This is a genomic window from Nocardioides coralli, from assembly GCF_019880385.1.
Taxonomy (GTDB): Bacteria; Actinomycetota; Actinomycetes; order Propionibacteriales; family Nocardioidaceae; genus Nocardioides; species Nocardioides coralli.
Window position 1 is genome coordinate 917,259 of record NZ_CP082273.1, and the last position, 19,390, is coordinate 936,648.

Annotated in this window: 19 protein-coding genes; 12 read left to right on the top strand and 7 right to left on the bottom strand. The window is 72.5% G+C overall.

Going from position 1 to position 19,390, the window contains the following annotated elements; all coding sequences use genetic code 11:
• Positions 1–126 precede the first annotated feature (126 nt).
• From K6T13_RS04475 to K6T13_RS04520, 10 genes are all read left to right on the top strand, one after another.
• Positions 127–2,532: an immune inhibitor A domain-containing protein gene (locus K6T13_RS04475; RefSeq protein WP_222897330.1), complete on the top strand. Its 2,406-nt coding sequence runs from the start codon at positions 127–129 to the stop codon at positions 2,530–2,532.
• A gap of 184 nt (positions 2,533–2,716) precedes the next feature.
• Complete coding sequence (locus tag K6T13_RS04480) at positions 2,717–3,892, top strand: SpoIID/LytB domain-containing protein (protein ID WP_222897331.1); 1,176 nt, start codon at positions 2,717–2,719, stop codon at positions 3,890–3,892.
• Positions 3,893–3,976: 84 nt separating this feature from the next.
• Positions 3,977–4,264, top strand: coding sequence for a hypothetical protein (locus K6T13_RS04485; RefSeq protein WP_222897332.1), 288 nt, complete (start codon positions 3,977–3,979; stop codon positions 4,262–4,264).
• A 37-nt stretch (positions 4,265–4,301) separates the two neighbouring features.
• Positions 4,302–5,189 carry an ABC transporter ATP-binding protein gene (locus K6T13_RS04490; RefSeq protein WP_249423931.1) on the top strand — a complete coding sequence of 296 codons (888 nt, stop codon included), beginning with the start codon at positions 4,302–4,304 and terminating at the stop codon, positions 5,187–5,189.
• Positions 5,186–6,067 carry an ABC transporter permease gene (locus K6T13_RS04495; RefSeq protein WP_222897333.1) on the top strand — a complete coding sequence of 294 codons (882 nt, stop codon included), beginning with the start codon at positions 5,186–5,188 and terminating at the stop codon, positions 6,065–6,067. Before K6T13_RS04490 ends, K6T13_RS04495 begins: the two co-directional genes overlap by 4 nt.
• A complete protein-coding gene (locus tag K6T13_RS04500; protein ID WP_222897334.1) occupies positions 6,064–6,990 on the top strand; it encodes an ABC transporter ATP-binding protein in 927 nt (308 codons plus the stop codon). The genes K6T13_RS04495 and K6T13_RS04500 overlap by 4 nt, the downstream gene beginning before the upstream one ends.
• On the top strand, positions 6,990–7,739 hold the full coding sequence (locus K6T13_RS04505; RefSeq protein WP_222897335.1) for an ABC transporter permease subunit: 750 nt from the start codon (positions 6,990–6,992) through the stop codon (positions 7,737–7,739). Before K6T13_RS04500 ends, K6T13_RS04505 begins: the two co-directional genes overlap by 1 nt.
• Positions 7,740–7,855: 116 nt before the next feature.
• A complete protein-coding gene (locus tag K6T13_RS04510; protein WP_222897336.1) occupies positions 7,856–8,182 on the top strand; it encodes a PadR family transcriptional regulator in 327 nt (108 codons plus the stop codon).
• A gap of 66 nt (positions 8,183–8,248) precedes the next feature.
• Entirely contained in the window at positions 8,249–8,398 is a 150-nt protein-coding gene (locus K6T13_RS04515; RefSeq protein WP_222897337.1) for a hypothetical protein, read from the top strand.
• Between the two features lie 32 nt (positions 8,399–8,430).
• Positions 8,431–8,823 carry a hypothetical protein gene (locus tag K6T13_RS04520; RefSeq protein WP_222897338.1) on the top strand — a complete coding sequence of 131 codons (393 nt, stop codon included), beginning with the start codon at positions 8,431–8,433 and terminating at the stop codon, positions 8,821–8,823.
• A 32-nt stretch (positions 8,824–8,855) separates the two neighbouring features.
• Here the strand turns inward: K6T13_RS04520 and K6T13_RS04525 are convergent, their stop codons facing one another.
• Both K6T13_RS04525 and K6T13_RS04530 read right to left on the bottom strand, forming a co-directional pair.
• Positions 8,856–8,996, bottom strand: a complete 141-nt coding sequence (locus K6T13_RS04525; RefSeq protein ID WP_222897339.1) for a hypothetical protein — start codon at positions 8,994–8,996, stop codon at positions 8,856–8,858.
• Between the two features lie 54 nt (positions 8,997–9,050).
• Positions 9,051–9,887, bottom strand: coding sequence for an NAD(P)/FAD-dependent oxidoreductase (locus tag K6T13_RS04530; protein ID WP_222897340.1), 837 nt, complete (start codon positions 9,885–9,887; stop codon positions 9,051–9,053).
• A 28-nt stretch (positions 9,888–9,915) separates the two neighbouring features.
• On the opposite strand from K6T13_RS04530, the gene K6T13_RS04535 reads away from it, so the two are divergent.
• Positions 9,916–10,344, top strand: coding sequence for a helix-turn-helix domain-containing protein (locus K6T13_RS04535; RefSeq protein ID WP_222897341.1), 429 nt, complete (start codon positions 9,916–9,918; stop codon positions 10,342–10,344).
• Positions 10,345–10,391: 47 nt separating this feature from the next.
• A complete protein-coding gene (locus K6T13_RS04540; RefSeq protein WP_222897342.1) occupies positions 10,392–10,907 on the top strand; it encodes a GNAT family N-acetyltransferase in 516 nt (171 codons plus the stop codon).
• 51 nt (positions 10,908–10,958) lie between these two features.
• On the opposite strand, the gene K6T13_RS04545 is transcribed toward K6T13_RS04540, so the two are convergent.
• The 5 genes from K6T13_RS04545 to K6T13_RS04565 all read right to left on the bottom strand — a co-directional run bounded on the left by K6T13_RS04545 (position 10,959) and on the right by K6T13_RS04565 (position 19,328).
• Complete coding sequence (locus tag K6T13_RS04545; RefSeq protein WP_222897343.1) at positions 10,959–14,345, bottom strand: pyruvate carboxylase; 3,387 nt, start codon at positions 14,343–14,345, stop codon at positions 10,959–10,961.
• A 73-nt stretch (positions 14,346–14,418) separates the two neighbouring features.
• On the bottom strand, positions 14,419–15,927 hold the full coding sequence (locus tag K6T13_RS04550; protein WP_222897344.1) for a SulP family inorganic anion transporter: 1,509 nt from the start codon (positions 15,925–15,927) through the stop codon (positions 14,419–14,421).
• Positions 15,928–16,055: 128 nt separating this feature from the next.
• Positions 16,056–17,609, bottom strand: a complete 1,554-nt coding sequence (locus K6T13_RS04555) for a PH domain-containing protein (protein ID WP_222897345.1) — start codon at positions 17,607–17,609, stop codon at positions 16,056–16,058.
• Positions 17,606–18,088, bottom strand: coding sequence for a PH domain-containing protein (locus K6T13_RS04560; RefSeq protein ID WP_249423932.1), 483 nt, complete (start codon positions 18,086–18,088; stop codon positions 17,606–17,608). Before K6T13_RS04560 ends, K6T13_RS04555 begins: the two co-directional genes overlap by 4 nt.
• Positions 18,089–18,113: 25 nt before the next feature.
• Positions 18,114–19,328, bottom strand: coding sequence for a hypothetical protein (locus K6T13_RS04565; protein WP_222897346.1), 1,215 nt, complete (start codon positions 19,326–19,328; stop codon positions 18,114–18,116).
• Between the last annotated feature and the right edge of the window lie 62 nt (positions 19,329–19,390).

A 19,390-nucleotide genomic window follows, 5' to 3' on the forward strand; every position in this document is an offset into this window, starting at 1 on the left:
GATGGGCCGGGGTGCTTTGCGTTTGCAACAAAAGGTTGTCGGATGCCGGAGGTGCGTCACACGCACGATCCACGGGGGATCCACACGTCTCAGGTCCTCCGCTCGACAACTCCTCGGAGGAGATTGATGCAACGCAAGAAGATAGCTGCGCTCGGGACAGCCATCCTGACCAGTGCGGCGTTGATGCAACCGTTCACCGCGGGCTCGGTGAACGCAGCGGCACCCGCTCCCAGCGACGTGCAGGCACCCCAGCAGGCCGCCCCCGACCGAGTCGGCGGTGACCAGCACGGGCACGACCTGTCGATGCCCTGGCAGCGGAAGTACGAGGGCCTGCGCGACAGCGCGGTCCAGAAGCGCCTGCGCACCGGCTCCAAGGCCACGGTGCAGCGGGTCGCCGAGGGTCAGTACGCGCGGTCGGCCGTCACCGGCAAGGACCGGATCTTCGCCGTCATCGTCGAGTACGGCAACACCCGCCACTCGGCCTTCTGCGACGACACCGACTCGAGCGGGTGCAAGTACCCCTCCGACGGGACGCCGCAGAAGTACGACGGGCCGATGCACAACGAGATCCCCAAGCCCAACCGCAAGCTGGACAACAGCACCAACTGGCAGCCCGACTACGACCGGGCGCACTACCAGGACATGTACTTCAACCGGATGCGGAAGTTCTACGAGAACCAGTCGCTGGGGCGGTACACCTTCGACGGGGACGTGACCGAGTGGGTCAAGGTCCCCTTCAACCAGGCGCGCTACGGCCGTGACTACTGCGGCGACAACGTGTGCACCAACACCTGGTGGCTGATCCGTGACGCCCTGGCCTACTGGGTCGAGGGCAAGAAGGAGTCCGGCTGGACCGACGAGCAGATCCGGAGCTACCTGGAGACGTTCGACCAGCAGGACCGCTACGACCACGACGGCGACGGCAACTTCGACGAGCGCGACGGCTACATCGACCACTTCCAGATCGTGCACGCCGGCGGCGACCAGGCCGACGGTGACCCGATCTACGCCTCGGACTCGATCTGGAGCCACCGCTGGTACGCCCAGATCCACGGCTTCGGCACCGACGGCCCCGAGGGCTACGCGCCCTTCGGCGGGGTCGAGATCGGCGAGGGCGGACCGTCCGACGGCGGCGCCGTCATGGTGCCGGACAACAAGACCGGTGTCTGGGTGGGTGACTACACCATCCAGCCGGAGAACGGTGGCCTGGGCGTCTTCGCCCACGAGTACGCCCACGACCTGGGCCTGCCCGACCACTACGACACCTCCGGCGCCGAGAACAGCGTCGGCTGGTGGTCCCTGATGAGCCAGTCGCGCGGGACCCTGCCCGAGGACGGTGGCATCGGCGACCAGGCCATGCCGTTCGGGGCCTACGACAAGTTCTACCTGGGCTGGCTGGACTACCGCACCGTGATGCCGAACCGGTCGGGCCGCTTCAAGATGCGTCCGAGCCAGGCCGCGACCAAGCGGGGCGTCAACGCGGTCATCGCGCTGCTGCCCGACAAGGAGGTCCCGCTCGAGCTGGGGGCCCCCTGTGCCACCTGCGGGGAGCAGTACTACTACAGCGACTCCGGTGACGACCTCAACAACTGGATGGCGAAGGGCGTCGCCGGTGGCGGCGACCTGACGGCCAAGGTCCGCTACGAGATCGAGGACGGGTGGGACTACGCCTTCCTCGAGGCCCGGGTCGACGGCAGCTGGGTCGAGGTCGACAACAGCGAGGCCTACGCCGGCGAGGACCAGAGCGGCTTCAACAGCAGCGGCCACGGCATCTCGGGCACCACCGGTGGTGACTGGGTCGACCTCACCGCGACCGTCCCGGCCGCGGCCGACGCCATCCGCTGGCGCTACCAGACCGACGGCGCCTACGTGCTGCCGGGCTTCCAGGTCGACAACATCACGCTCGACGGGACCCCCATCGGGACCGCCGAAGGTGGTGCGGACGGCTGGACCCTCGACGGGTTCCGCGTGACGACGGGCTCGGAGACCAACGAGTTCCTGCACGCGTACATGGTCGAGAACCGGCAGTACAAGGGCCTGGACAAGCCGTTGAGCCACCTCTACAACTTCGGCGGCACCAAGAAGAAGAGCGGTGACTGGGTGGAGTTCTTCCGGAACCAGCCCGGTGCGCTCATCAACTACTACGACACCTCGCAGAGCGACAACAACGTCGGGGTCCACCCGGGCCAGGGCCTGATCCTCCCGGTGGACGCGAACCCGAGCTTCGTCCACACGCCGAACGGCGCGTTGGCGCGGCCCAGGATCAACGCCTGGAACTCGACGTTCACGCCGCGGCGCATGAAGGGCCAGACCCTGCACTTCCAGGGCGAGGACTTCCGGCTCCCGGGCAACCGGGGTGTCGCCACCTTCGACGACACGAAGGACTGGTGGTTCGACAGCGACGAGCACGGTGACCACGCGGGCGAGCGCTACCGGCCGGGCTGGTACGGCGTCGACGTGCCCAAGACGGGCACGACGATCAAGATCCAGAAGGTGACCAAGAAGGGCTTCATCTGGGTCAAGGTGAGCTGACGCTCACCCAGCAGCACGATCGACCCCGTCGGCCGCCCGGGCACGCCCGGTGCGGCCGGCGGGGTCGTTCCTCGTACGGGTAACTACACGCCGGTAGTTCAGGCGAACCCCTGTCGGGGCCGGGGGGATCGTGATGCCATGTCACGGCAGTAACACCCGTCACTCTCGCCCCGGAGACCCGTCCATGCGCCCCCTCGTGATCGTCACGCTCGCCCTCGCGTCGGTGCTCCTCGGCACGCCCGTCGCCCACGCCCAGGACTGGCGGGTCCCGAAGTCGGCCACCATCACGGTGCGCGGCCACGGGTACGGCCACGGTCACGGCATGTCGCAGTACGGCGCCGAGGGAGCCGCGCGCGCCGGCCTCGACCACCGCGAGATCGCCGAGTTCTACTACCCGGGGACGCGCTGGGGGAAGGCACGCGGCCGGATCGAGGTGCTGCTCACCGCCGACACCACCGACGACCTCGTCGTGCGGAAGACCTCGGGTCTGCGGGTCACCGACCTCGGCACGGGCGAGTCGCTCACCCTGCCCGACAAGAGCACGACCCGGTGGCGCACGACCGTGGCCCGGGACGGCCGCACCCTGGTCTCCTGGCTGAGGGGGACGCGGTGGCGGCCGTGGCGCAAGCTCGCGGGCCACGGCGCCTTCTCCGTCAGCGGCGGCACGGTCACCCTGGTCTCCCCGGCCGGGGAGCGCGCCTACCGCGGACGGCTCGCGGCACTGCCCCCCAGCGCCGGCTCGCGGGACCGGGTCACCGTGAACTCCGTCGGGCTGGAGGCCTACCTGCGCGGGGTCGTCCCCCTGGAGATGCCCGCGCTCTGGCATCCCGAGGCGGTCCGCGCCCAGTCGATTGCGGCTCGCACCTACGCGGCGTACGAGCGGGCACACCCCCGCGGCTCGGCCTTCGACGTCTACGACACCACGGCCAGCCAGGTCTACGGCGGCGTGGCCGCGGAGCACCCCGCCTCGGACGCCGCGATCCGCGCCACCCGACGCCGGATCCTCCGGCACGGCAAGGGGCCGGCGTTCACCCAGTTCAGCTCGAGCAACGGCGGCTGGACCGTCGCCGGCGCGGTGCCCTACCAGGTGGCGAAGGCCGACCCGTACGACGGCTGGTCCGGCAACCCCAACCACGACTGGGCGGTGACGGTGGACGACCGCCGGATCGAGGGCGCCTGGCCGGCCCTGGGCAACCTGCGGCGGATCGAGGTCACGGCACGGGACGGCAACGGCCAGTGGGGCGGACGGGTCAGGTCGTTGCGGCTCGTCGGCAGCAAGCGCACGGTCACCGTCAGCGGCGACACCTTCCGCTGGACGCTCGGGCTGAAGTCGACCTGGTTCACGTTCCGGGTGCGGTGAGCAGTCCCGGAACGTGGGCGGTTTCCCTGCCGTGCCCGGCCCGGTGGGGTTACGGTGAACGGGCCTGAACCCCCAGGAGGCACCATGAACGCCGCCCCCCGTGCGACCCTCGTCGCCGCACCACCCGCGCCCCCGATCACGACGCGCCACCTGCGGGCCGCCCTGCTCGCGCTGCTGCTGTCGGTCGCGGTCGTCGCCGTCGCCCTCGCCCAGACGTCGGGCAGCGCCGCCTGGACCCTCGGCGCCGCGGTCCTGGTCTGCTACGCAGGTCTGGGTGCGCTGCCGTTGTGGCTCGCCGGGAGCACGCTGGCAGCCGCGGTCCGTGAAGACCCCGTGCAGAACCTCCGCGGTCGGTGGACAGCGGGCAGCTAGGCCCCGACCATCGGGAGATGGCCCCGCAGGAGCACCGGTGATCCGGACCGCGGGGCTGACCATGCGGTTCGGTCGCGTGACCGCGCTCGACGACCTCAGCGTGGACGTCGGGCCCGGCATCACCGGCCTGGTGGGCGCCAACGGTGCGGGAAAGTCCACCCTGCTCAAGATCCTCCTCGGCCTGCTCCCCGCCACCACGGGATCCGCCAGCGTGCTCGGACTCGACGTCGCCACCGACGGTGCGGCGATCCGCACCCGGGTCGGCTACATGCCCGAGCACGACTGCCTCCCGCCGGACGTCTCGGCGACCGAGTTCGTCGTCCACCTGGGCCGGATGTCCGGGCTGCCGACCACGGCGGCCCGGGAACGCACCGCTGACACCCTGCGGCACGTCGGCCTCTACGAGGAGCGCTACCGCCCCATGGGTGGCTACTCCACGGGGATGGCCCAGCGGGTGAAGCTCGCCCAGGCACTGGTCCACGACCCCGACCTGGTGCTGCTCGACGAGCCCACCAACGGGCTCGACCCGGCCGGACGCGACGACATGCTCGAGCTGGTCCGGCGGATCGGCACCGAGTTCGGCATCTCGGTCGTGGTCACCTCCCACCTGCTGGGTGAGCTGGAGCGCGTCTGCGACGGCGTCGTCGTCATCGACGGGGGCCGGTTGCTGCGGCACGACACCACGGCCTCGGTGACCGCGGCCACCGCCACGGTCGCGGTGGAGGTCGACGGCGACCCGCAGACGTTGCTGGACCGGCTCACCGGCGCCGGGGTGCGGGCCTCGGTCGACGGGCGGCTCGTCCTCGTCGAGGTGAGCGAGCCGGCGACGTACGACCTGGTGCGGGACGCGGTCGCCGGGCTGGGGATGGGGCTGGTCCGGCTCGAGCGGCAGCGACACCGGATGACGGAGCTGTTCTCGTCGTGAACGAGCAGCCCGCGGGCGCGATCCACGACATCGGCTACCGCCACTACGAGGGGCCGCGCCACGGCGCGTCCTACGTCCGCCGGTCCCTCTTCGTCGACACCTTCCGCGGTGCCTTCGGGCTGGGCCGCTCGGCACGCTCGAAGGTGATGCCGTTCCTGCTGCTGGGGGTGATGGTGCTGCCGGCCGTCATCATCGGCATCGTCACCGGCTACTTCGGCTTCGGGGACCTGCCACTCGGCTACACGGACTACGTCTTCACCCTCCAGGTCGCGGTCATCGTGTTCCTCGGCTCGCAGGCGCCGGCCGCGATGTCCCGCGACCTGCGGTTCCGGGTGGCGCCGCTCTACTTCTCCCGGCCGCTCAGCCGCCAGCAGTACGTGCAGGCCAAGTACGCCGGCATGACGGCTGCGCTGCTGGTCGTCACGGCACTGCCGCTCACGATGCTGCTCGCCGGCGCCCTCCTCGCCGAGCTGCCGCTGCGCGACCAGCTGCCCGACTACCTCCGCTCCCTGGGCGGCGCGGTCGTGCTGTCCCTGGTCCTGGCGGGGATCGGCCTGGTCGTGGCCGCGATGACCCCCCGCCGTGGGCTCGGCGTGGCCGCGGTCGTCGGGGTACTGCTGGTCCTCACGGGGATCCAGGGAACCGTGCGGGCCCTCGTGGAGGAGTTCGGCAGCGACACCGCTGCCGGCTACGTCGGACTGATCTCGCCCTTCACGCTGGTCGACGGCGTGGTCGCGGGGCCGCTGGGCGGGGAGTCGGTGATGGCGACGCCACCCGAGGGAGCCCTGACGGGGGCGGTCTTCTGCCTGGCCGGGGCGGCGCTCGTCGCCGCGGCGTACGGCGCGCTGGTCGCCCGCTACCGCAGGGCCCTGTCGTGAGCACGGTCGACCTGCACCAGGTCTCGCGCTGGTTCGGCAACGTGGTCGCGGTCAACGACGTGACGATGCGCCTCGACGCCGGGGTGACCGGCTTGCTCGGGCCCAACGGGGCGGGCAAGTCGACGCTGATCCACATGATGGCGGGGTTCCTCGCGCCGTCGGCCGGCACCGTCACGCTCGACGGGCGGCCGCTGCTGCGCGATCCCGAGATCTACCGCGACATCGGGCTGGTGCCCGAGCGGGAGGAGATGTACGACGCGGTGAGCGGGTGGGAGTTCGTGCTGGCCAACGCTCGCCTGCACCGGCTGCGCGACCCGGAGGCCGCGGCCGCGCGGGCGATCGCGACGGTCGAGATGACCGAGCCGCAGGAGCGGGACATCCGGACCTACTCCAAGGGCATGAAGCAACGGATCAAGATGGCCACCGCGCTGGTCCACGACCCCGCGGTGCTGCTGCTCGACGAGCCGTTCAACGGGATGGACCCCCGCCAGCGGTTGCACCTGATGGACCTGCTGCACGACCTGGGGGAGCAGGGCCGGACCATCCTGTTCAGCTCGCACATCCTCGAGGAGGTCGAGCAGATCGCGGGGCGGATCGAGGTGATGGTGGCCGGCAGGCACGCAGCCTCCGGTGACTTCCGGGAGATCCGCCGGCTGATGACGCAGCGACCGCATCAGTACACGATCCGCTCCGACGACGACCGCGCGCTGGCCTCGGCCGTGATCGCCGAGCCGAGCACCTCCGGGGTCGAGCTGGTCACCGGGAGGGACGGAGCGACCGCGGTCCACGTGCAGGCGACCGACTTCGCGGCGTTCGTCCGGGCCCTGCCCCGGGTGGCGTCGCGCCAGGGGATCCGGCTGCTCGAGGTCCACCCCGCAGACGAGTCGCTCGAGAGCGTCTTCGCCTACCTGGTGAGCCGCTGATGAACCCCACCGTCGCCCGGCTGACCGCGCGCACCCTGCTCGGTCGCAAGCGGACGCTGCTGCTGACCCTGCTCCCCCTGGCCCTGTTGGCGCTGTGCACCCTGGCGCGGGTGCTGGCGGGGTTCGAGCCCGACCTCGAGGCCGAGCTCGGCACCGTGCTGGCGGCCAACCTCCTGGGCGGGTTCGCCCTGGCGGTCATGATGCCCCTGCTCGGGCTGATCGCCGGGACCGGCGCCATCGGTCCGGAGATCGACGAGGGCTCGATCGTCTACCTGTTGGCGAAGCCGCTCAACCGCTACAGCATCGTGGTGACCAAGCTCGCGGTCGCCGTAGGGGTCATCGCCGCGTTCGGGGTGCTGCCGACCCTGGCGGCCGGGGCGGTGCTCGGTGCATCCGGGACCGTGGTCCTGGCCTTCGGGCTCGGGGTCACCGCGGCTGGCGCCACCTATGCCGCCCTCTTCCTCGCCCTCGCGGTGCTGACGCGCAACGCCGTCGTGGTCGGGCTGATCTACGCCCTGATCTGGGAGACCCTCGTCGGGGGGCTGGTCCCCGGCGCCCAGGCGTTGAGCGTGCAGCAATGGTCGCTGGCGGTCGTGGAACGGGTGCTCGGTGACTCCGCGCCGGCGCTCGGGGTCTCCTCGGCCGTCGACCTGTCGACGGCGGTCGTGCTGCTGCTGGTGGTCGCGGTCGGCGCCACGGCGTACGCCGGCCGGCGGTTGCAGACGCTGCGCCTCGGCGGTGAGACCTGAGCGGTGCCGTCCTGGTCCGGCGGGGGAGGTGCGGGGCAGCGTCGGGGCGCGACCACGGCAAAATCGCGATCCGTGTTGGGTTGTCCTCTACCTAGCCCCTAGGTAGAGTACGAGCCATGGGACTGCGCATGACGATCCCGACCCAGCTCGTGCTGCAGGTGTTGCTCTCCGACCCGGACGCCGAGGTCCACGGTTACGAGATCGGTACCGCGGCGGGGCTGGCCAGCGGCACGGTCCACCCGATCCTGGCGCGCCTGGAGGGCGCTGGCTGGGTGGAGTCGCGCTGGGAGGACGTCGACGGTAGCGAGGCCGGCCGTCCGGCTCGTCGCTACTACCGCGTGACAGCAACCGGCGTCGCGAGCGCCCGTGCCGCACTGGCGCGAGCGCATCGCCCACGCCAGGTCGGGCTCGGGCGCCCCTGGCCGTCGCCGGAGCCGTCGTGAGCGGGCGCGAGTCCCGCATCCCGGGCCGCGGTCGCGGCGCCGGGACGGCACCGAAGGGGGAAGACGATGACGAACAAGGCAATCCGCTGCCGGCTCTCACTGCACCGGTGGCGCGTGGCCAGCAGCGATGACGGGTCCTACCGGTTCCGCCGGTGCGTCCGGTGCCGCAAGGAGCAGGACTACGACGAGCCCCGCTTCGGGTTCGTCGACTTCTGAGGCGCACAGTCAGCCGGCGACGAGGAGTCGTCATGGAACCGGTGGCGGGACGACCTGCCCGGTGGTCGGTGAGGGCCACCGGGGTGGCGTCGTGGCTGCTGCCCCGGGGTCCCGCCCGCGACCGGTGGCGGCGCGAGCTGGTGGCGGAGCTCTACGGGCTCTCGCCGCGTGAACAGGTGCGCCACACCCTCGGCGTGGTCTGGTGCGCGCCCGCGTTGCGGGCCGCGGTCACGGCACGTGACCGGGTCGTCGGGGAACCGTCCGTGCGTAGACCGCTGCGCTGCCGGCTCTCGCTGCACCGGTGGCGGGTGGCCAGCAGCGAGGACGGGTCCTACCGGTTCCGCCGGTGCGCCCGGTGTCGCAAGGAGCAGACCTACGACGAGCCCGGCCACTGGCTGGGGGGCGCCGGCGGCACCTCCGGCTAGCCGCTGGGTCCCGGCCCACGGGCGCGTCCTGCTCAGGGTTGCTCGTCGCCGTCGCGGCGGCCCAGGTCGCGCTGGATCTCGCGCGCTCGGCGCTTCTCGAAGAGCAGGATCAACACCGCGATCGCCAGCATCACGACGATCGTGAGGATCACCCCGAAGAGACCGCTGTTCATGTCCAGGTCGTACCCGGCCAGGCACGTTCTGTCACGCCACCGGGCGTCCTTTCTTCACAACAGGTGTGCGACCATCGCCCCGCCCGCGACCTGTCCGGAGGCGGCCGCAGCGAGGACGGACGCCATGGGCATGGGCATGGCGGCCACGTGCGCCATGTCCCCGGCGGCATGGACACCGGGGAGGCTGGTGCGCCCCATGGCGTCGACCTCCACGCACCCGGAGGGCAGCATCGCGAGCCCCAGCTGCTCGGCGAACGGCGCCGCCTGGACGGTCCGGGTCGCCACGAAGACCCCGCCGAACTCGGGCGTCGTGCCGTCGGCGAGGACGACCCGCGCCCCCACCGCGCTGGGCTCCACGCGCTCGATCGCCACTTCCTCCAGCATCGTGACGGAGGAGGCGACCGGCGCCATGATCGCGCCGATGTGGGCGGCGGCCCCGACCACGGCGACGTCCTGTCCGGCGAGCTCGTGGCCGTGGCAGAACGGACAGTGGGCGATCACGCCGCCCCAGAGCCCCTGCACGCCGGGGATCTCCGGCAGGACGTCGCGCAGGCCGGTGGCGAGCACCACCCCGCGGGCAACGACCGGCCCGTCGTCGAGCTCCACCCGGAAGCCGCCGTCGACGGGCTCGACCACGGCGGCCGCGGTGTCGCGCACCTCCACCGTGTCGTACGCCGTCAGCTCCTTCCGCGCGACCCGGCGGAGCTCCGCCGGCGGGGTGCCGTCCTGGGTCAGGAAGTTGTGGAGGTGGGCCGCCGGGTCGTTGCGGTAGCGGCCCGAGTCCAGCATCAGGACCCGTCGGTGCACCCGGGCGAGAGTGAGGGTCGCCTGGAGGCCGGCGGGTCCACCGCCGATCACCACCGCGTCATGGGTGAGAGGAGACATTGCCATGAACAGGAGGATCTGACTTCATGTCAACATGAAGTCAAGTGCTGGCGAGCCCGAGCTGTCGTCGATCGGCGAGATGGCCGCCCGCTTCGGCCTGGACACCCACGTGCTGCGGCACTGGGAGGACGTCGGCCTGCTGGCGCCGCGCCGTGACGCGGGAGGTCGACGACGCTACGGGCACGATGACCTGGTGCGGATCGCCGTGGTCGTCCGCAGCAAGGCAGCCGGCATGAACCTCGACCAGATCCTGGTGCTGCTCGACTCCGGGGCTGAGGACCGGCACCGGGTGCTGGAGGCACATCTCGTGGACCTGGACCGCCGGATGGCCGACATGGAGCGCTCCCGGGCGATGACCGAGCACGCGATGCGCTGCCGGGCTCACGACATCGCCACCTGCCCGCGGTTCCAGGAGGGCGTCGCCGACCTGGTGGCGGGCCGCGAGCACCGCGACTGGGCGTGAGCGGAATGCGGGTGCGGCGCACGCGGCGGCGGTCCTAGGCTCCGGCTGTGACGCTCCGCCTCACCACCGACCGGCTGGTGCTGCGCCCTGTCCTCGCTGGGGACCTCGACGTGCTGCTGGCCATCCGGAACGCGCCGGCCGTCGTCCCGACCACCGGCACGGGCGAGGCACTGCCACGCGAGCGGATGGCGGAACGGCTTGCGCGGCGGCTGGCGAGCTGGCGAGACCACGGCGTCGGCTCGTGGCTGGTGCTGCACGAGGGTGAGCCGGTCGCCCTCGTGGAGGTGGCGCCCATCGGTGAGGGGAGCGGTGTCGATCCCGACGTCCTCGAGATCGGCGTGGTGGTCCACCCCGACCACTGGGGCAGCGGCTTCGCGGTCGAGGCCGGGCTCGCAGCCGCCCGCGACCTCTTCGGCCGCGGCGGCCACGAGCGGGTGGTCATCGGGGTGGACCCGGACAACACGCGGTCCATGGGAGCGCTGGCGAAGGTGCCCGGCGTACGCCGCCTCGACGCTGATCTGTACGAGCTCACTGCCGCCGCCCTGGCCGACCACCCGGCCTGAGGAAGCCGCGCGAACGGAGGTGCGGCCACGGTCGGCCGCAGGTCGTCGCGGTCAGCCGATCACGAGGATGAGGTCCCCGCCGTCCACCGGCTGCGTGCCGGCGATGGCCAGGCGCTCGACGGTGCCCGCCACGGGTGCCGTGATCGCGGCCTCCATCTTCATCGCCTCGATCGTGGCCACCGTGTCGCCGGCTGCGACCGCGTCGCCCTCGGACACCACGAGCGTCACCGCGCCCTGGAAGGGCGCGGCCACGTGGCCCGGCCGGGAGGCGTCAGCCTTCTCCGCAGCCGCGACCTCCGCGGACACCGAGCGGTCGCGCACCGACACCGGCCGGAGGTGACCGTTGATGGTCGCCATCACGCTGCGGAAGCCCCGTTCGTCCGGGTCGCCGATCGCCTCGAGCCCGAAGAGGACGGTCTTGCCCTCCTCGATGTCGACACGGTGCTCCTCACCGTTGCGCAGCCCGTAGAGGTAGTCGAGCGTCGGGAGCACGGAGGTGTCGCCGTACTGCTCGCGCGACTCCTCGAACTCGCGGGTCGGGCCCGGGAACAGCAGCTGGTTGAGCGTACGTCGGCGGGTGGCCTCGCTCCCGGCCAGCGCCTCCGTCTGCTCGTCGGTGAGCTCCTCGGTCCGCGACTCCCAGCTGCGGCCCTCGAGGGCCCGGCTGCGGAACGGCTCCGGCCAGCCGCCCGGCGGGTCGCCGAGCTCGCCGTTGAGGAAGCCGATGACCGAGTCGGGGATGTCGAACTTCCCCGGCGACTCGGCGAACTCCTGCGGGTCGGCGCCGACCGCGACGAGGTGGAGGGCGAGGTCGCCGACCACCTTCGACGACGGCGTCACCTTGACCACGTTGCCGAGGATGTCGTTGGCGGCGGCGTACATGTCCTCGATCTGCTCGAACTTCTCGCCCAGGCCGAGCGCGATCGCCTGCTGGCGCAGGTTGGAGAGCTGGCCGCCGGGGATCTCGTGGGTGTAGACCCGCCCGGTCGGCGAGGGCAGGCCGGACTCGAAGGGCGCGTAGACGCGGCGCACGGCCTCCCAGTAGGGCTCGAGCTCGCACAGCGCCTCGAGCGAGAGGCCGGTCTCGCGCGCCGCGTGGTCGGTCGCCGACACCAGGGCCGACAGCGAGGGCTGCGAGGTGGTGCCCGCCATGGGGGCGCTGGCGCCGTCGACGGCGTCGACACCTGCGTCGATGGCCGCGAGCAGGGTGGCCAGCTGGCCACCGGGGGTGTCGTGCGTGTGCAGGTGGACCGGCAGGTCGAACCGCTCCCGGAGCGCGGTGACCAGCGTCCGCGCCGCCGGAGCGCGCAGCAGACCCGCCATGTCCTTGATGGCGATCACGTGGGCACCGGCGTCGACGATCCGCTCGGCGAGGGCGAGGTAGTAGTCGAGGGTGTAGAGCGACTCCGCGGGGTCGGAGAGGTCGCCGGTGTAGCACAGGGCCACCTCCGCGACCGTGGTGCCGGTCTCGCGCACCGCCTCGATCGCCGGGCGCATCTGCTCGACGTCGTTGAGGGCGTCGAAGATCCGGAACACGTCGATCCCGGTGGCGGCGGCCTCCTCCACGAAGGCGCGTGTGACCGCCGTGGGGTAGGGCGTGTAGCCGACCGTGTTGCGGCCCCGCAGCAGCATCTGCAGGCAGAGGTTGGGCGCGGCCTGGCGCATCGCCGCCAGCCGCTCCCACGGGTCCTCGGCGAGGAACCGCAGCGCCACGTCGTACGTCGCCCCGCCCCACGTCTCGAGCGACCAGAGCTGCGGGGTCATCCGGGCCACGTGGCCGGCGACGGCGACGAGGTCGCGGGTCCTGACCCGCGTCGCGAGCAGTGACTGGTGGGCGTCACGGAACGTGGTGTCGGTGACCGCCACCTGCTCCTGGGCGCGCAACCGGCGGGCGAACTCCTCCGGCCCGACGTCGAGCAGCAGCTGGCGTGAGCCGTCCGGGGCGGGCACGCGGAGGTCGAGCGGCGGCAGCTTCGTGGCGGGGTCGAGGTCGACCGTCGCGGCGCCGTGCGGCTGGTTGACGGTCACGTCGGCGAGGTAGCGCAGCAGCTTGGTGCCGCGGTCGCCGACCCCGCGGGCGGTGAGCAGCTGCGGGTGGGTCTCGATGAAGGCCGTGGTCACCCGGCCGGCCCGGAAGTCGGGGTCGTCGAGCACCGCCTGCAGGAAGGGGATGTTGGTGGACACCCCGCGGATCCGGAACTCGGCGACCGCTCGGCGCGCCCGGTCGACCGCCATCGTGAAGTCCCGGCCGCGGCAGGTGAGCTTGGCCAGCATCGAGTCGAAGTGGGCGGAGACCTCGGCGCCGGTGTAGGTGGTGCCGCCGTCGAGCCGGATCCCGGCGCCGCCGGGGGAGCGGTAGGTCGTGATCCTGCCCGTGTCGGGCCGGAAGTTGTTGGACGGGTCCTCCGTGGTGATGCGGCACTGCAGCGCGGCGCCGCGTAGTCGCACGGTGTCCTGCGACAGCCCGAGGTCGGCGAGGGTCTCGCCGGAGGCGATCCGCAGCTGTGACTGGACCAGGTCGACGTCGGTGACCTCCTCGGTCACCGTGTGCTCGACCTGGATCCGCGGGTTCATCTCGATGAAGACGTAGTTGCCCTCGGGGTCGAGCAGGAACTCGACCGTGCCGGCGTTGCGGTAGCCGATCTCCCGGGCGAAGCTGACGGCGTCCGCGCAGATCCGGTCGCGGAGCCCCGGGTCGAGGTTGGGCGCGGGTGCCAGCTCGATCACCTTCTGGTGGCGTCGCTGCACCGAGCAGTCGCGCTCGAAGAGGTGGATCACCTCACCGTGACCGTCGGCGAGGATCTGGACCTCGATGTGTCGGGGGTCGACGACAGCCTGCTCGATGAAGACGGTGGGATCGCCGAAGGCGCCCTCCGCCTCGCGCATGCAGGTCTCGACCGCCTCGCGCAGCTGGTCCCGCTCGTCGACGCGGCGCATGCCGCGCCCGCCGCCACCGGCGACCGCCTTGACGAAGAGCGGGGTCGGGATGTCCTCGGCCGCCGCCACCAGCGTGTCGACGTCGGTGCCGGGAGCCACCGACCGGAGGGTCGGTACGCCGGCCGCCTTGGCGGCCTCGATGGCACGGGCCTTGTTGCCGGTGAGCGTGAGCACGTCGGCGTGGGGGCCCACGAACGTGATGCCGGCGTCGGCGCAGGCCTCGGCCAGCGCCGGGTTCTCCGACAGGAAGCCGTAGCCGGGGTAGACGGCGTCGGCTCCACAGCGCACCGCCACGTCGACGATGGCCGCGGGGTCGAGGTAGGCCCGGACCGGGTGCCCGCGCTCGCCGATCTCGTAGGCCTCGTCGGCCTTGAGCCGGTGCTCCGACCCGCGGTCCTCGTAGGGGAAGACCGCCACCGTCCGCGCGCCGAGCTCGTAGGCCGCCCGGAAGGCGCGGATCGCGATCTCGCCGCGGTTGGCGACGAGCACCTTGGAGAACATGGGCTCACGCTATCGAGCCGCGTCGCCGCCCACGCCCACGCGTCCGCTGGCCGGGCGCGGGGCGGGCGAGGGGTCAGGCGGGAGGCATCGAGCCGCTCAGCCGCTGGTGGCGCTCGGCGCTGTGGGTGGTGAGCCCGACGATCTCTGCCCGCTTGCCGCGCCGCGCGTACGCCGTGGTGATGGCGTCGAGGGCCGCCACGGTCGAGGCGTCCCAGACGTGGGAGCGGGAGAGGTCGATGACCACGCGCTCCGGGTCACCCGCGTAGTCGAAGTGACCGTCGAGCTCGCTGCTGGAGGCGAAGAACAGGTCGCCGGTGACCGTGTAGCGGGCGGACGCGCCGCCCCGGGTGTCCTCGACCAGCTCGCGGCGGACGCGGGTCACGTGGGCGACCCGGCGGGCGAACAGCGTCATCGCCACCATCACGCCGGCGACGACGCCGACGGCGAGGTTGTGGGTGAGGACGACGACGACCACGGTCGTCACCATGACGAGGGTCTCCGAGCGGGGCATCCGTCGCAGGGTTGAGAGGCGGATGCTGTGCCAGTCGAAGGTGCCGACCGACACCATGATCATGACGGCGACCAGGGCCGCCATCGGGATCTGTGCCACGAGGTCGCCGGCGCCGACGACGAGCAGCAGCAGGAACATGCCGGCGAGGAAGGTGGAGAGCCGGGTGCGGGCCCCCGACGTCTTCACGTTGATCATCGTCTGGCCGATCATGGCGCAGCCGCCCATGCCGCCGAAGAAGCCGGTGATGACGTTGGCCGCCCCCTGGCCCCAGGCCTCGCGCCTCTTGTCGGACCGCGTGTCGGTGACGTCGTCGACGAGCCGAGCGGTGAGCAGCGACTCGAGGAGCCCCACGAGCGCCATGGCCAGGGCGTACGGCGCGATGATCCGCAGCGTCTCCAGGGTCCACGGGACGTCCGGGACCACCAGCGCGGGGAGGCTCTCGGGCAGCTCGCCCTCGTCACCGACGTCGGGCACGGCGACCGCGCCGACGAGGGTGAACGCGGTGAGCGCCACGATGGCCACCAACGGGGAGGGGATCACCCGCGTGACCCGTGGCAGCAGCACGATCGTCGCGATCCCGACCGCCACCATCGGGTAGACCAGCAGCGGCACGTCGACGAGGTGCGGCACCTGGGCGAGGAAGATCAGGATCGCGAGAGCGTTGACGAAGCCGACCATGACCGACCGCGGCACGAAGCGCATCAGCCGGGCCACCCCGGCGAGTCCGAGGACGACCTGGAGCACGCCGGCGAGCAGCACCGTGGCGATCAGGTAGTCCAGCCCGTAGGTGCGGGCGACAGGCGCGATCACCAGGGCGATCGCGCCCGTCGCGGCGGAGATCATCGCCGGCCGGCCGCCGAGGAAGGCGATCGAGACGGCCATGGTGAAGGAGGCGAACAGGCCCACCCGGGGGTCGACGCCCGCGATGATCGAGAAGGAGATGGCCTCGGGGATCAGCGCCAGCGCGACGACGAGGCCGGCGAGGACCTCGGTGCGCAGCAGCCCGGGGGAGCGCAGGGCAGCACGGACGGTCGGGTGGTCAGGGGCGGTGGCGGGCACGGTCGTGCTCACGGCAGGGCTCCGTTCGGCGTACGTCGGCCGCGGTGTCACTGCGTGAGGACGGTCCGGCCGGAGATGGTCGGGGGAGGGGCCCGTCGAGGCGGGCGACGCCGGTGCTCAGCCCGGCGTGAAGTCTGCCCTCACCGTACCGGCGCCGTTCCCCCGGCTGGTAATCCCCGATCCGTCGCCAGGAACTGGTCGACCAGCCCCGGGACCGCGTTCACTGCCACCTCGACGGCGACCGGCTCGGGCACGTCGGGGATCGCGACCCACTGGCGGCCACCGGCCGTGGTGGCTACCAGGGTGACCAGACCGGCACGCCGCTGGAACCAGGTCGAGCGCAGGTTCCAGCCGATGACCGCCTCGGTCGCGAGGAGGTCGCGACGCCGGGTCAGGCTGCCCGAGCGGGCCACCAGCCAGCCGTCGACGAGCGCGTGTCCGAGCGACCGGGCCCGGTCGTGACCGAGACCCAGGGCCGCCAGCACCACGACCGCGGCGAGGACCGCGGGCCACACCAGCCCGTCGACGGCGGCCGCCGTGACGAGCACCGCCGCCACCGCCACCGCCGGGACCATCGCCCGGACGTAGCGCCGGGCCCGGGCCCGGGGCCCGTGGTCGACCAATCGGGCGTGCACCGGCTCGGCCGTGCCCACCACCTCGGCGGCCACCCGCTGCACCAGAGCCCGCGGTGTCGGTGGCAGCAGCGCCGAGCTGCCGGACTCGCTCCGGTCGAGGCCGGTGACGATGGCGCTCAGCCGTCCGCCACGGACCAGTCGCAGGCCGAGCGGCTCCCCGAGGGACACCCCGCGCAGGCGGTCGTCGTCGAGGCTGGTCTCCCGCGTCGTCAGCACCCCCCGCCGCACGTGCCACGACCCGTCGGGCAGCGTGTGGCTGACCGCGAAGTTGCCGTTGGTGAGCAGGTAGCCCAGCACCGCGAAAGCCGCCACCAGCACCCCCAGGCCGAGCACGACCACCGGGACCGCGACCACGCCCACGCGGGCCCACAGCCCCTCCCACGCGGCCTCGTCGACGTCCTCGAAGAACCCGACCTGGTCCAGCACCTGGCTGCCGACGCCGATCAGGCCGGCCGCGATCACGAAGCCCGCGGAGGTGAAGGGCGCGAAGCGCAGCCAGCCGGGCTCGAAGCGGGCCACGAGCCGCTCGCCTCCGGTGCCCTCCGGGTCCGCGGCAGGCGTGGCGATCGAGGTGAGGAGCTGCTGGCGCAGCGCCCGGGCCCGCGGGGTGGGGAGGCCGTCGAGGTCGAGCCCGCCGTCGTCGAGCCGGGCCGCGGTGCCGGTCCCGATTCGGACCGTCGACAGCCCGAGGACCCGCTGGATGGGCGAGGCGGTGAGATCCACCGTCCGCACCCGGTCCAGGGGCGTGGCCAGCGTGCTGGTCGACAGCAGCCCTCGACGCAGCTCCACCCGGTCGGCGTGGATCCGGTAGGAGGTGGTCCAGTAGCGCACGAGGCCGAGCGCCACCGGCACCAGGATCCCGAGCAGCTGCAGGCGGCCGGTGCCGTCACGGGTGGCTGCCCCGGCGACGAACAGCCCGATGATCACGGGCAGGAAGCGGAGGACCTCGCGGACCGGGTGCACCAGCAGCATCCGGGGGTCCAGACGGAGCCACTCGGTCTCGGTCTCGGGTGGCGGCGGTGCAGGGACGGGCGCTTGAGCCTGCTCGCCCTCCGTCACGTGGCGTCCCCCGCCACGGCGTCGGCCCGGACCGTCAGCTGGTCGACCAGCCGACGGGCCAGGTGCTTGTCGAGGCCCTCGATGGCGATCGCCCCGGCGGCCGAGGCCGTGGTGACGGTGACCGCAGCCAGCCCGAAGAGACGGGCGAAAGCGCCTTCCTCGTAGTCGACGGTCTGGATCCGCGACATCGGCGCGATCCGCCGCTCGATGCTCCACCAGCCGACCTGGGTGTGGACTGCCGTGTCGGTGACCTCCCAACGGTGCACGGCGTAGCGCCACCGCGGCATCAGGACGCTGTAGACGGCGAAGGCCAGCGCGACCAGCACCGCCGCCCACCACCGGAACGGCACGGCGTCCCAGACCAGGGCCACGACGAGCAGCACGACGTAGGTGAACACGCTGTTGCCGAGCGCGCCCAGGGTCCACATCAGGACGGCGCGCCGGTCGACGCGCTCGGAGGGCTCTCGCAGGGTGGTCACGCTCCCGAGCCTAGGCGGTGAGGGGTCAGTGGAGGGCCAGCGCCGAGACCGAGACCACGACGCTGACCGCCAGCACCGCGATCACCGGCAACCGGTCGTCGCCCTCGAGCGGTCGGGGCGCGGCGGCCGCGCTCACCACGTGACCGGCCGTCACCAGTCCCAGCTGCAACCAGACGACCCCGGCCGCTCCCAACGGGTCCGGGTTCAACGTCATGCCGGAGAGGCCGAGGACCTCCCACCCGCGCCCCAGCGGGTCACCGAGAAGCTGCGGCAGCAGCTGCACGCTCGTGAAGAACCGGTTGCGCTCCAGCGCCACGGCCAGGACGACCGCCGCCGCCACCGGCACCAGCGCCCGCACGACTGCCGCGCGTTGCTCCGCCGACCGCGACACCCGACCGCTCAGCACGACCACCCCGGCGGCCAGCCCGCAGCTGGCCAGCAGCCCGACGGTGCCCGACCAGACGGGCCAGGTGTCAGGCGCGATCGTGGTCCAGAGCTCGGTACGGCTGAAGACGCCGAAGAGCGTTGCGGCGGTCACCACCGCGAGCAGCACGCCGGCCCCGGCGGGCGGGTGCCACTGCCGGAGCCGGCGACGGGGCAGCAGGCCGACCCAGGAGAGCACCAGCCCGACCGGCTCGCCCGAGCTGAGCCAGCGTGCCCGGCCCAGGGCCAGGCAGCCCGCCAGCGTCAGGACCGTGTAGCCAGCCAGGACCAGACCCACGGCGCGCGGGTCGAGGGGACGCGGGTAGACCGAGAGGAACCAGAGGAGCCCCACCGCCACCCCGACCGCCGGCCACACGTGCTCGGCGGGCTGGGACCGCTCACCTCGGGTCAGCAGGCGCGCCAGGCTGTCCCAGGGGTCCAGCCACCGCCACAGCCGGCCCACCACGAGACACCCCAGCACGAGCAGCGGCCAGCCCGCGCCGACCACCAGGGACGACGCGAGGTTGTCGAGCTCCTCGGGGCTCCCGAACCGGCCCGCCACGACCGCGGCCACCAGCGCGGTGACGCCGAGGACCCGGCCGGGCAGCTCGCGGCCGCGCACCGGGTCCTGCCACGACCAGGCGACCGGGTCGTCCCCGGTCGCGACCGGACCGAACCGGACCAGCGTCGCCAGCAGCAGCACGACCACCGCGACACCGACCACGACGACGAGCAGCGGCACCTCGACGTGGGGGTGGGCCTGGACGGGATGCGCGCTGGGCACCGCCTCGGTGAGGTCGTACGTGGCGCGGAGCACCGGCACACCCTAGGCCCCGGCGTGACCCATGGCACAGTCGCTCGTTGAGCCGGGACCGGATG

Bases quoted from the DNA above. Each gene is read 5' to 3' on its own strand.
- K6T13_RS04475 (WP_222897330.1), top strand. From the start codon at position 127: ATGCAACGCAAGAAGATAGCTGCGCTCGGGACAGCCATCCTGACCAGT.
- K6T13_RS04505 (WP_222897335.1), top strand. From the start codon at position 6,990: ATGAACCCCACCGTCGCCCGGCTGACCGCGCGCACCCTGCTCGGTCGC.
- K6T13_RS04515 (WP_222897337.1), top strand. From the start codon at position 8,249: ATGACGAACAAGGCAATCCGCTGCCGGCTCTCACTGCACCGGTGGCGC.
- K6T13_RS04545 (WP_222897343.1), bottom strand. From the start codon at position 14,345: ATGTTCTCCAAGGTGCTCGTCGCCAACCGCGGCGAGATCGCGATCCGC.
- K6T13_RS04525 (WP_222897339.1), bottom strand. From the start codon at position 8,996: ATGAACAGCGGTCTCTTCGGGGTGATCCTCACGATCGTCGTGATGCTG.
- K6T13_RS04520 (WP_222897338.1), top strand. From the start codon at position 8,431: ATGGAACCGGTGGCGGGACGACCTGCCCGGTGGTCGGTGAGGGCCACC.
- K6T13_RS04510 (WP_222897336.1), top strand. From the start codon at position 7,856: ATGGGACTGCGCATGACGATCCCGACCCAGCTCGTGCTGCAGGTGTTG.
- K6T13_RS04485 (WP_222897332.1), top strand. From the start codon at position 3,977: ATGAACGCCGCCCCCCGTGCGACCCTCGTCGCCGCACCACCCGCGCCC.
- K6T13_RS04530 (WP_222897340.1), bottom strand. From the start codon at position 9,887: ATGGCAATGTCTCCTCTCACCCATGACGCGGTGGTGATCGGCGGTGGA.
- K6T13_RS04535 (WP_222897341.1), top strand. From the start codon at position 9,916: ATGAAGTCAAGTGCTGGCGAGCCCGAGCTGTCGTCGATCGGCGAGATG.
- K6T13_RS04480 (WP_222897331.1), top strand. From the start codon at position 2,717: ATGCGCCCCCTCGTGATCGTCACGCTCGCCCTCGCGTCGGTGCTCCTC.